The sequence below is a fragment of the Nonomuraea sp. NPDC005650 genome, assembly GCF_040605375.1.
In the GTDB taxonomy this organism is placed as follows: domain Bacteria; phylum Actinomycetota; class Actinomycetes; order Streptosporangiales; family Streptosporangiaceae; genus Nonomuraea.
Genome location: NZ_JBEXCR010000030.1, coordinates 156,021 through 167,423 on the forward strand (window position 1 = coordinate 156,021; position 11,403 = coordinate 167,423).

Sequence of the window (11,403 nt, forward strand, 5' to 3'; positions counted from 1 at the left end):
GGACGAGCACGGTCCCCAGACGACCAGAGACCACGGAGTTCTGATCATGCGGAAGCTGATAGCGACAGTGTTCAACTACTCCCTCGACGGCTTCCTCGCCGACGAGGGCACCGAGTTTTGGAAGTTCTGCTTCGACCTGCCCGAAAACCGCGAGCCCGACGACCCGGCGCACCTCGACTGGCTCCAGAGCGCGTACGCGCACCTCATGGGCCGCACCGCCTACGAGGGCATCGCCGGGGCCATGACGACCTCCACCGACCACCCGTTCGCCGACATACTGAACACCGGGCGCAAGGTCGTCTTCTCCCGGACCCTGAAAACGGCCGACTGGGCCAACACCACTATCGCCGCCGGTGACACGACAGAAGAGATCGACAAGCTCAGGCTGGGCGGCGACGGCCACATCGTGGTCTGGGGCGGCGTCAGCCTCTGGCGGTCGCTCATGCGGCTCGACCTGATCGACGAACTCCGGCTGAGCATGTTCCCCTACGTCGCAGGCGAGGGCACCCGGCTGTTCGACGGCGTCCCCAAGTCCTACCGGCTCGACCTGGTCTCCAGCACCGCCTCCAGCAACGGGATCGTATACCTGCAGCACCGGCGACACCGCTAACCCCAGCGACCGGACCTGCACAACGAGCGGCGGTCACGCGAGCGCCGCTCCTTGTCCGAGGAGTCCACGACCCAACTCAAACCAACCAGCGACACCGGCGGCATCGCCGCGATCGACAGCGGCCAGTGGACACCGAGGCTCACCCTCAAAGCCCATTTCTCCTCGGGGCATTGCCCGCGCCTCCGGTGAGCCAGGGTGAGGAGCGAACCCTGGATCGTCGATCGTCCCCGAGCACGTACGGCGTCCGGCCATGTAGTGGCGATCGTAGGGCTGCATCTGCGCGGCAACCCTCATCGGGGCGTTCGGTTGGTACGGCGGGGCCGACGCGCGGTGCCCGGCCCGGCGTCCCGCCGCCGTCCGGGACCGGCCCCCAGGCCGCCCGCCCGGACGACGCGCAGGCGGAGGGCCGGGGGTACGGCGGCGCACCGCGCTGCCTACAAGTACAAGGCTGCGGTGTTCTCAGCGACCTGGTGCCGGAACATCAGCTCCATATGGTCGACCCCCGTGCCGCGATACGCCTTTCGATGTTCTCGCTGTTCGCCGTCTTGCTGACAGGGCATGGTGGTGCTATCCGCGACCAGCCGAAGAGCCGCAGCGCGGCAGGCCGCTGGAGGCGGGCTGCCCTTGATCCTGTAGAGAAAGTTGTCGCCGTAGCTACTAGTGACTACCAGCCCTGGGGTAGATCGTTCGGCCTTCGAGTCCACCACCATCGGGTCTCGTTCCCCTCCGCGAGGGGCCGCCAGTACTGCGCAAGCTCAGCGCCGCCGTCCTCATGCGTCACAGCGCGAAAGCGCTCGTCGAGGCGGTCCAGAGCGCTGGTGAGCTTCGTGCGAGCCATCCCATGCAGAGCCTCGCTGTACTCTTCCAAACCATCTCGAACCGTCAGGTCGTTGATGTACTCGTAGACCATGTAACGGTCCTGGCCGCGCGACCACTCCTCCATCTCGTTGATCAAGCATTCCCACACCTTGAGAGAGGAGAGAACGCCATAGATCGGCTCCTCGACCTGCGCCGCGTGTTCGGGCGCCAGCCCCTCCTTCTCCAGAGCGAGGCGCTGAAGATCGAGGACACTGATCATCTGGCGTTCGTCGGGAGTGAGACTTCCGGCCAGAGCCTCCGCCTCACTCCCACTGCGCGCACCGTGAGTCATCACTCCCCGTCGCTGGTCGTCAGGCCGACAGGACAGGCCACGCCCGTCCCGCCGATCCCGCAGTAGCCGTTTTTGTTGCGGTGAAGATACTGCTGGTGATAGTCCTCGGCGTAATAGAACGGGCCCGCGGAGGCCAGTTCGGTGGTGATCTCGCCGTAGCCCGCCTCCTTGAGCACCCGCTGGTACGCGTCCCTCGACGCCTCCGCGGCCTTCTGCTGCTCCGGGGAGTGGTAGTAGATCGCCGACCGGTACTGCGTGCCCACGTCGTTGCCCTGGCGCATGCCCTGGGTCGGGTCGTGGGCCTCCCAGAAGACCTTCAGGAGCTCCTCGTACGAGATCTTCGCCGGGTCGAAGGCCACCCGGACGGCCTCGGTGTGTCCCGTGAGGCCGCTGCAGACCTCCTCGTACGTCGGGTTGGGCGTGTGGCCGCCCTGGTATCCGACCGCCGTCGTGACGACCCCCGGGGTCTGCCAGAACTTGCGCTCCGCGCCCCAGAAGCAGCCGAGGCCGAAGTCGGCGATCTCGAGGCCCTCCGGCGGGGTGAGGGGGGCGTCGAGGACCGCGTGGCGGGACGGGATCGGCATGGGGTCCGGACGGCCGGGGAGGGCGTCCTCGGGTCGGACCATCGATGTCTTGTTGCCGCCGAACAGCCAGCCCATGGCACTACCTCCACTAGGTCTCGTCCCAGAGTACATAGCCTCTAACGCTTTAGGAGCTCTACACATTTCCGTATAGTGAGCATCATTTGTGTTTAAAGGTGGTAATGCCCGAAGATAGGGTTCATGCCTGACCTTCGGCGCGGTGTCTGGTTCGGGATCGCCGCTTACACGATGTGGGGGCTGTTCCCCCTCTACTGGCCACTCCTCAAGCCCTCCGGAGCCGTCGAGATCCTCGCCCACCGGATGGTGTGGTCGCTGGTCGCCGTCGCGGCCGTGCTGGCCGTGCGCAGGCACTGGTCCTGGTTCCGCACGCTGCTCAGGCAGCCCATGAAGCTGGCGCTGCTGGTGCTGGCGGCCATGGTCGTGACCGTCAACTGGGGCACGTACATCTACGCGGTCAACACCGGGCACGTCGTCGAGAGCGCCCTGGGGTACTTCATCAACCCCCTCGTCAACGTGCTGTTCGGGGTGGTGCTGCTGCGGGAGCGGCTGCGGCCGCTGCAGTGGGTGGCCGTGGGGTTCGGGGCGCTGGCGGTGCTGGTGCTGACGTTGGACTACGGGCGGCTGCCGTGGATCGCGCTCACGCTGGCGGTGAGCTTCGGCGTGTACGGGCTGCTGAAGAAGAGGGCCAATGTGCCGGCCACCGAAGGGCTCGCGATCGAGACCCTGGTGCTGATCCTTCCGGCGCTCGGCTACATCTTCTTCCTGCACGCCGGCGGGCAGGGGACGTTCGCCAGTCAGGGCCTCGGGCACGCGCTGCTGCTGGTCGGCGGCGGGGTCGCCACCGCCATCCCGCTGATCTTCTTCGGGGCGGCGGCCATCCGGGTGCCGCTCAGCACCATGGGCCTGTTGCAGTACATCGCGCCGATCCTGCAGTTCTCGTGTGGCGTGCTGATCGCCAAGGAGACCATGCCGTCCAGCAGGTGGATCGGCTTCTCGATCGTCTGGCTGGCCCTGGCGATCTTCACGTACGACGGCTTCAGGACGGCGCGCGCCGCGAAGCGGGTCCGGAAATCAGCCGGAACGCTGGACCACGTAGTCACATAGCGCCAAAAATGCGGACCTGGCGGGGATGTCGGGAAGGCCGAAGATGTCGGCACGGGCCCGGTCCACCCAGGATGCCAGTTCCGCCCGCGCCTGCGCCATCCCGCGGTGGGCGCGGAGCAGGGTCAGCGCCTCCTCCACGTCCTCCTCGGCCACCGGCCCCGACAGCAGCTCGCGAAGGCGCGAGCTCTCATCGGAGGAGGCCAGGGCGTACAGGACGGGGAGGGTCTGGACGCCCTCCCGCAGGTCGGTGCCCGGCGTCTTGCCCGACTGGGCGCCGGACGAGGCCACGTCCAGCAGGTCGTCACCAAGCTGCCAGGCCACGCCGACGGCCTCACAGGCGCGGCTGAGCCGCTCCTCGACGTCCGCGGGCGCGCCGGACAGCAGCGCGCCGAAGCGGCCGGAGGCGGCGATCAGGGAGCCGGTCTTGTCGGCGAGCACGCTCAGGTAGTGGCTGACGGGGTCCTCGCCGTCGCGCGGGCCCACGGTCTCGCGGATCTGCCCCTGCACGAGGCGGGAGAACGTCTGGGCCTGGATGCGGATCAGCTCGGGGCCGAGGTCCGCGAGGAGGTCGGATGCCTGGGCGAACAGGTAGTCGCCGGTGAGGATGGCCACGGTGTTGTCCCACCGGGCGTTGGCCGACGGGGAGCCCCGGCGTACCGGGGCCTCGTCCATGACGTCGTCGTGGTAGAGCGAACCCAGGTGGGTCAGCTCGATCACCACCGCGCCGGGCACGACCCCCGGCGCGGACGGGTCGCCGAACTGCGCGGCCAGCAGCACCATCAGCGTCCGGAACCGCTTGCCGCCGGCCTCGATGAGGTGCTTGGACGCCTCCGTGACGAAGGCGTCCTCGCTCTCCACCGACGAACGCAGGAGCTTCTCGACCGCGGCCAGTCCGGTGGCCACGTCCTGCGCCAACCGTTCGTCCTCGATGGGAAGGTCAACCACGGGAGGCGCAGACATACGAGATCCCCTTATCTGATGAACAGGCTGTGAGCAGCGTCGTTGGCGACACCGAGCAGGGACTCCGGGTAGAGCCCCACTCCTACGGTAACCAGCAACGAAAGGGCGATGACGGCCACGGTCCCCATACTGGGCACCGCGATTGCCGGACCATCGGCCGCCGGCTCGCTGAAGAACATCAGCACGATCACGCGGACGTAGAAGAACGCGGCGATGGCCGAGGCCACCACACCCACCACGACCAGGCCGGCCATCCAGCCGCCCATCGAGTCGCCGGGCTGCGTGCCGCTGTTCAGAGCGGCGGCGAAGACGGCGTACTTGCCGAAGAAGCCGCTCGTGAGCGGGATGCCGGCGAAGGCCAGCAGGAAGAAGGCGAACACCCCGGCCAGCACCGGCGCGCGCTTGCCGAGCCCGGCCCAGCGCGACAGGTGCCCGGCCTCGCCGCCCGGGTCACGGATGAGCGTGACCACCGCGAACGCGCCGACCGTCGTGATGCCGTAGACCGCCAGGTAGAACAGGATCGCCTTCAGGGAGACCGCGTTCTGCTCGGCGGAGCCGAACGTGGCCATCACGCCGACGAGCAGGAAGCCCGCGTGCGCGATGGACGAGTACGCCAGCATCCGCTTGATCTCGGTCTGCGTGATCGCCAGGATCGAGCCGACGATCATGGTCAGGGCGGCGACGCCCCAGATGATCGGCCGCCAGTTCCAGTCGAGGTTGCCCAGACCCACCCAGAACACCCGCAGCACGGCGCCCACGGCCGCGACCAGCGTGCCGGAGGCCATGAGGGCGGTGATGGGGGTCGGGGCGCCCTGGTAGACGTCCGGCTTCCAGGCGTGGAACGGCGCCGCACCGATCTTGAACAGCAGGCCCACGCCGAGCAGCGCGAGTCCGAGCATCAGGATCGGGTCGAGCGCGGCGCTCTTGGCCATGGCCTCGTTGATGCCCGGCAGCGAGACGGTGCCGGCGAAGCCGTACACCATCGCGGTGCCGTACAGGAAGAAGGCCGAGGAGAACGCGCCCAGCAGGAAGTACTTCATGGACGCCTCCTGCGAGAGCAGGCGACGCCGGCGGGCCAGGCCGCACAGCAGGTAGAGCGGCAGCGACATGACCTCAAGGCCCACGAACATCGTCAGCAGGTCGTGGGAGGCCGGGAAGAGCAGCATGCCGCCGACCGCGAACAGCACCAGCGGGTACACCTCGGTGTGCCCGCCGCCCGCGGCCTCGGCCTCCTCCTCGTCGGCGCTGCCGGGCACGGCCGCGGCCGAGGCGACGAAGTGGCCCTCGTCGTTGATCAGCAGCACGCACACGAACGACAGGACGAGGATGACGCCCCAGATGAACAGCGCGGGCCCGTCCACCGCGACCGCGCCCATGGCGACCGGTGCGGTGGGCACGTTGCCGCGCAGCACCTGCACGAGCACCAGGGCGAACGCGCCGAACAGGCTCAGCAGGGTGAGCGGGACGTGGATCGACTTGCGCAGGTATCGCGGCGCGAACGCCTCGACGAGCACTCCGATGACGGCCGCGCCGAACACCACCAGCAGCGGCGCCAGCGTGCCGTACTCGATCGTCGGCGCTGGGATGGAGTTCACTGACCGGTCCCCTTCTCAGCGATGGTGGACGTGGGCACCTTCACGTTGGTCAGCGTCTGGTGCACCGACGGGTTGATCACGTCGAGCAGCGGCTTGGGGAAGAAGCCGAAGCCGATGATCAGGGCGACCAGCGGGGCCAGCACCCAGATCTCGCGGGCGTTCAGGTCCTTGAACGCCTTGACCGGCTCGGCCGTCGGCCCGTTCATGGCCCGCTGGATCATCCACAGGATGTAGACGGCGGCCAGGACGACGGCCACCGCGGCGACCACCGCGGCCACGGTCAGGGCGCCCGACCCGTGGGCCTGGCTGGAGTACGTGCCGATCATGACCATGAACTCGCTCACGAACGAGGAGAGCCCCGGCAGCGAGAGACCGGCCAGACCGGCGACCAGGAAGAAGCCCGCGAGCACCGGCGCGACGCTCTGCACGCCTCCGTAGTCCCCGATGAACGGCGAGCCGCGCCTGGCGATGAGGAAGCCCGCCGCCAGGAACAGCGCGCCGGTGGCGAAGCCGTGGTTGACCATGTAGAGGGCCGCGCCGGACTGGGCGACCGACGACATGGCGAACACGCCGAGCACGATGAACCCGAAGTGCGAGATCGACGTGTACGCGATGAGCCGCTTCATGTCGGTCTGCCCGATGGCCACGATGGCGCCGTAGATGATGCTGATGACCGCCAGTACGACGATCGGCATCGTGAACGCCTTGGCCGCGTCGGGGAACAGCTCCAGGCAGAAGCGGAGCATCCCGAACGTGCCGACCTTGTCCAGCACGCCCACCAGCAGCACGGCGGCACCGGCCGGAGCCTGCGCGGCCGCGTCGGGCAGCCAGGTGTGCACCGGCCAGAGCGGCGCCTTGATCGCGAAGGCGATGAAGAAGCCCGCGAACAGCCACTTCTGCATGGCCGGGTCCTGCACGACCCCGATCAGCTCGGGGAACATGAAGGTCTTGCTGCCGCCGACCACGTAGAGCCCGATGACCGCGACCAGCATGAGCAGGCCGCCGAAGAGCGAGTACAGCAGGAACTTGACGGCCGCGTAGGACCGCTGGGCGCCGCCGTACGACCCGATCATGAAGTACATCGGGATCAGCATGGCTTCGAAGAACACGTAGAAGAGGAAGATGTCGGTCGCCGCGAAGACGCCGATCATCATCGTCTCGAGCACCAGCAGCAGCGAGAAGTACGTCTTCACCGACCGCTTGGGCGTGATGAGCGTGCCGTCTGCGGTCTTGACGCCGTCGGCGTCGTGCCAGGAGGCCAGCACCACGATCGGCACCAGCACCACCGAGAGCGCGATCAGCACGAGCGCGACCCCGTCCACGCCGACCCCGAACTTCACGCCGAAGCTCGGGATCCAGTTGTACTCGGCGTTGAACTGGAAGCGCGGACCGGCCGGCTTGAACCCGGCGGCCATGACACCCGTGAGGACCAGCGTCAGCAGCGAGACCAGCAGGGTGACCTGCTTGGCCAGCTTGTCACTGCCCTTGGGAAGCAGGGCCACCACGATGGCGCCCACCACGGGCACCGCCATGAGTATCGGAAGCCAGGGTGACATCAGAGGTTCCCAACGAGGAGCAGGGCGCCGGTCAGCAGGGCGGCACCGATGAAGATGGACAGCGCGTACGTTCTGGCGAAGCCCGTCTGGAGCCTCCGCAGGCGCCCCGAGGTGCCCCCGATGCCCGCGGCCAGGCCGTTGACCAGCCCGTCGATGCCGCGGTTGTCGAAGAACACCGCGATGCGGGTCAGCCACTGGCCGGGGCGCATGAAGAGCGACTCGTTGAGCGCGTCGCCGTAGAGGTCACGGCGGGCGAACGTGGTGAGGAACGACCCGCGCGGCTGCACGGCCGGCACCTCGGCCCGGCCGTACTTCATCCAGGCGAAGGCCGCGCCGACCGCGACGAGCGCGAGCGTGGCGAGACCGGGCGTGCTGGCGAAGTCGAAGTGCGGCGCGGGTCCGTCGCCACCGACAGCGGGCTGCAGGAAGTTGTACAGAGTCCCGTTCAACACCAGGTAGCCGCCCAGCCCGATCGAGCCGATCGACAGGATGATCAGCGGCCAGGTCATGACGGCCGGCGACTCGTGCGGGTGGGCGTCCTCCGCCCAGCGCTTCTCACCGAAGAAGGTCATGAAGACCATCCGCGACATGTAGAAGCCCGTGATGCCCGCGCCGAGCACAGCCAGCCAGCCCAGCACCGGCTGGTGGTGCACCGCGGTCTCGATGATGCCGTCCTTGGTGAAGTAGCCGGACAGCAGCGGGAACCCGATGATCGCCAGGTAGCCGATGAAGAACGTGTAGAAGGTGACCGGCATGTACTTGCGCAGCCCACCGAACTTCCGCATGTTCACTTCGTCGTTCATGCCGTGCATGACCGAACCGGCGCCGAGGAACATGTTGGCCTTGAAGAAGCCGTGCGTGATCAGGTGGCCGATCGCGAACGCGTACCCCGCGGGGCCGAGGCCCGCGCCGAGCATCATGTAGCCGATCTGCGACATCGTCGAACCGGCCAGGCCCTTCTTGATGTCGTCCTTCGCGCAACCGATGATCGCACCGGCGAGCAGCGTGGCCGCGCCGACGATGGAGACGGCGAGCGCCGCGCCCGAGCCCTCGGGGAAGAAGAACGCCCCCGAGCGGACCACCAGGTAGACGCCGGCGGTGACCATGGTCGCCGCGTGGATCAGGGCCGACACGGGGGTCGGGCCCTCCATGGCGTCCAGGAGCCAGGACTGCAGCGGGAGCTGCGCGGACTTGCCGCACGCGCCGAGGAGCAGCAGCAGGCCGATGGCCAGCATGGTGCCGCTCTCCTGGCCCGGCGTGATCTGCTCGCCGAGGTTCTTGAACGTCAGCGTGCCGAACGTGGTCCAGATGACGAACATGCCGACCAGCAGGCCGAAGTCACCGACGCGGTTGACGACGAACGCCTTCTTCGCCGCAACCGCCGCCGACGGCTTGAACTGCCAGAACCCGATCAGCAGGTACGACGCCAGACCGACGCCCTCCCAGCCGATGAACAGGCCCACGTAGTTGTCGGACAGCACCAGCAGGAGCATCGCGGAGACGAACAGGTTCAGGTAGCCGAAGAACCGGCGCCGGTGCTCGTCGTGCGACATGTAGCCGATCGAGTAGATGTGGATCAGCGACCCGACACCCGTGATCAACAGCGCGAAGCTGATCGACAGCGGGTCGATCAGCAGGCCCATCTTCACCAGGCCGGGGATGAAGTCGTAGAGCTCGACCGCCCGCCGGCGCTGCTCTTCCCCGAACCCGAGGAGCTCGAAGAACGCCAGCACCGCCACGACGAACGAGGCGAGGGACATGGCCACGCCCAGCAGATGGCCCCAGCGGTTGGTGAACCGGCCGAACACCAGCAGGATGAGCGCCCCCACCAGAGGGAGAGCGATCATCAGCCAGGAGACCCCGATCACACCGCCGGCGTGCTGGATGATCTCAACAGGAGATTCCACCAGTCACCTCTTAGTACTTCAGCAGGTTCGCGTCGTCGACCGACGCGGACCTGCGGGTTCGGAAGATCGTCACGATGATGGCCAGGCCGACCACGACCTCGGCCGCGGCCACCACCATCACGAAGAACGCGATGATCTGGCCCTCCAGGTTGCCGACCTGCCTGGAGAAGGTGACGAAGGCGAGGTTGCAGGCGTTGAGCATGAGCTCCACGCACATGAACACCACGATCGCGTTGCGCCGGATCAGCACGCCCAGGGCGCCGATGGCGAACAACAGGCCGGACAGGACGAGGTAGTGCGTCGTCACTTGGTCACCTCATTGTTCTGCTCGCTGTCGTCCCGCTCGATGGCGCGCTCCTCAGCGTCCTCCTCGGCCGTGTGCTTGATGGCCTCGGCGAGCTTCGGGTCGGCCGGCAGGTGGTCGTGCTCGACGTCGTAGCGGGCGATGTAGCGGTTGACCGAGGACTCGGCGACCGAACCGTCCGGCAGCAGCGCCGGCATGTCGATGGCGTTGTTCCTGGCGTACGTGCCGGGGCCCGGCAGTGGCGACGGCCGGTCGCCGAGGAACCGGGCGCGGGCCAGGTCCTTCTGCGTCGGCTTGTCGGCGAGCCGCTCGCGGTGCGCCAGCACCATCGCGCCCAGCGCCGCCGTGATCAGCAGCGCCGAGGTGATCTCGAACGCGAACACGTACTTGGTGAACAGCAGCAGCGCGATCGAGCGGATGTAGCCGCCCTGCGCGGTGGCCTGCGCCAGCCCCGCCTGGTCGGCGAAGATCGCGTTGCCGAAGGCCAGGACGATCAGCACCAGGAAGCCGAGGGCCGCGAGGGTGGCCCAGACGCGCTGGCCCTTCAGCGTCTCCACGAAGGAGTCGGAGGAGTCGACGCCCACCAGCATGAGCACGAACAGGAACAGCATCATGATCGCGCCGGTGTAGACGATGATCTGCACCGCGGCCAGGAAGGGCGCGTCCTGCACGGCGTACAGGACCGCGAGGCTGAGCATCACCGTGCCGAGCATCAGCGCGGAGTAGACGGCCTTCCGGTTGAAGACCATGCCGAGCGCGGCGCCGACGGACACGACGGCGAGCACCCAGAACGTGACGGTCTCACCCATTGGTCCGCCCCAGCCGGTAGTAGTCCTCTTCGGTCTCACCGAGCCGCATGGGGTGCGGCGGCTGCTCCATGCCCTGCGTCAGCGGGGCGAGGAGCATCTCCTTGGTGTAGATGAGGCTCTCGCGGGAGGTGTCGGCGAGCTCGTACTCGTTGGTCATGGTGAGGGCCCGGGTCGGGCAGGCCTCGATGCAGAGACCACAGAGGATGCACCGCAGATAGTTGATCTGGTACGTGCGCCCGTAACGCTCACCCGGCGAGAACCGCTCCTCGTCGGTGTTGTCCGCGCCCTCGACGTAGATCGCGTCGGCCGGACACGCCCAGGCGCACAGCTCGCAGCCCACGCACTTCTCCAGCCCGTCAGGCCAGCGGTTGAGCTGGTGACGCCCGTGGAAGCGAGGAGCCGTCGGCTTCTTCTCCTCCGGGTAGTTCGTCGTGACGGGCTTCTTGAACATCGTGTGGAAGGTGACCCCGAAGCCCTTGACGGGGTTCAGCCAATCAGTTAGTCCCACTGGGAATCTCCTTGCGCTGCACCCCGTGGTAGTGCGGCAGATCGAGCGGTGGCACCGGGAAGCCACCTTCCGTCGGCTCTTCGGTCAGCTCCTCGAACTCGGCCTCGACCTGAGCCTTCCGGGCCTCCTTGCGCCGCTGGTTGACGGTGTCGAACCGCATCCAGATGGCCAGCCCCGCGACCACGACGAACCCGGTGATCCCAAGAGCGATCATCCGGGTCTCCTCGTAGAGCACCACCGTGCGCACGCCGGCCACGAGCAGGATCCACGCCAGGTTGAGCGGGATCAGCACCTTCCA

General features: G+C 67.7%; 11 protein-coding genes and 1 pseudogene. 2 read left to right on the forward strand and 10 right to left on the reverse strand.

Annotation, left to right across the window (positions count from 1 at the left end; genetic code table 11):
• Positions 1-46 precede the first annotated feature (46 nt).
• A complete protein-coding gene (locus tag ABZS69_RS42365; protein WP_355382468.1) occupies positions 47-610 on the forward strand; it encodes a dihydrofolate reductase family protein in 564 nt (187 codons plus the stop codon).
• A gap of 664 nt (positions 611-1,274) precedes the next feature.
• Here ABZS69_RS42365 and ABZS69_RS42370 read toward each other — a convergent pair.
• Both ABZS69_RS42370 and msrA read right to left on the reverse strand, forming a co-directional pair.
• Positions 1,275-1,688, reverse strand: a complete 414-nt coding sequence (locus tag ABZS69_RS42370) for a hypothetical protein (protein ID WP_355382471.1) — start codon at positions 1,686-1,688, stop codon at positions 1,275-1,277.
• Between the two features lie 71 nt (positions 1,689-1,759).
• Complete coding sequence (gene msrA / locus ABZS69_RS42375; RefSeq protein WP_355382474.1) at positions 1,760-2,419, reverse strand: peptide-methionine (S)-S-oxide reductase MsrA; 660 nt, start codon at positions 2,417-2,419, stop codon at positions 1,760-1,762.
• A 123-nt stretch (positions 2,420-2,542) separates the two neighbouring features.
• On the opposite strand from msrA, the gene rarD reads away from it, so the two are divergent.
• Positions 2,543-3,466 (forward strand): EamA family transporter RarD, encoded by a 924-nt coding sequence (rarD, locus tag ABZS69_RS42380; protein WP_355382477.1) that lies wholly within the window; start codon positions 2,543-2,545, stop codon positions 3,464-3,466.
• Here the strand turns inward: rarD and ABZS69_RS42385 are convergent.
• The 8 genes and pseudogenes from ABZS69_RS42385 to ABZS69_RS42420 form a co-directional block, all read right to left on the reverse strand.
• Positions 3,434-4,426 carry a polyprenyl synthetase family protein gene (locus tag ABZS69_RS42385; RefSeq protein ID WP_355382479.1) on the reverse strand — a complete coding sequence of 331 codons (993 nt, stop codon included), beginning with the start codon at positions 4,424-4,426 and terminating at the stop codon, positions 3,434-3,436. The genes rarD and ABZS69_RS42385 overlap by 33 nt on opposite strands.
• 11 nt (positions 4,427-4,437) lie before the next feature.
• Complete coding sequence (gene nuoN, locus ABZS69_RS42390) at positions 4,438-6,021, reverse strand: NADH-quinone oxidoreductase subunit NuoN (protein ID WP_355382482.1); 1,584 nt, start codon at positions 6,019-6,021, stop codon at positions 4,438-4,440.
• Complete coding sequence (locus ABZS69_RS42395; RefSeq protein ID WP_355382485.1) at positions 6,018-7,577, reverse strand: NADH-quinone oxidoreductase subunit M; 1,560 nt, start codon at positions 7,575-7,577, stop codon at positions 6,018-6,020. Before ABZS69_RS42395 ends, nuoN begins: the two co-directional genes overlap by 4 nt.
• The gene (gene nuoL, locus ABZS69_RS42400; protein WP_355382500.1) at positions 7,577-9,424 is read right to left on the reverse strand and encodes an NADH-quinone oxidoreductase subunit L; all 1,848 of its coding nucleotides are present in this window, start codon (positions 9,422-9,424) and stop codon (positions 7,577-7,579) included. The genes ABZS69_RS42395 and nuoL overlap by 1 nt, the downstream gene beginning before the upstream one ends.
• 70 nt (positions 9,425-9,494) lie before the next feature.
• Positions 9,495-9,791 carry an NADH-quinone oxidoreductase subunit NuoK gene (nuoK, locus tag ABZS69_RS42405; protein ID WP_185069996.1) on the reverse strand — a complete coding sequence of 99 codons (297 nt, stop codon included), beginning with the start codon at positions 9,789-9,791 and terminating at the stop codon, positions 9,495-9,497.
• On the reverse strand, positions 9,788-10,597 hold the full coding sequence (locus tag ABZS69_RS42410; RefSeq protein WP_355382488.1) for an NADH-quinone oxidoreductase subunit J: 810 nt from the start codon (positions 10,595-10,597) through the stop codon (positions 9,788-9,790). The genes nuoK and ABZS69_RS42410 overlap by 4 nt, the downstream gene beginning before the upstream one ends.
• Positions 10,590-11,105, reverse strand: coding sequence for an NADH-quinone oxidoreductase subunit NuoI (gene nuoI, locus ABZS69_RS42415; protein ID WP_355382491.1), 516 nt, complete (start codon positions 11,103-11,105; stop codon positions 10,590-10,592). The genes ABZS69_RS42410 and nuoI overlap by 8 nt, the downstream gene beginning before the upstream one ends.
• Positions 11,092-11,403: pseudogene (locus ABZS69_RS42420) on the reverse strand (NADH-quinone oxidoreductase subunit H); the annotation flags it as partial. The gene nuoI and the pseudogene ABZS69_RS42420, both read right to left, overlap by 14 nt.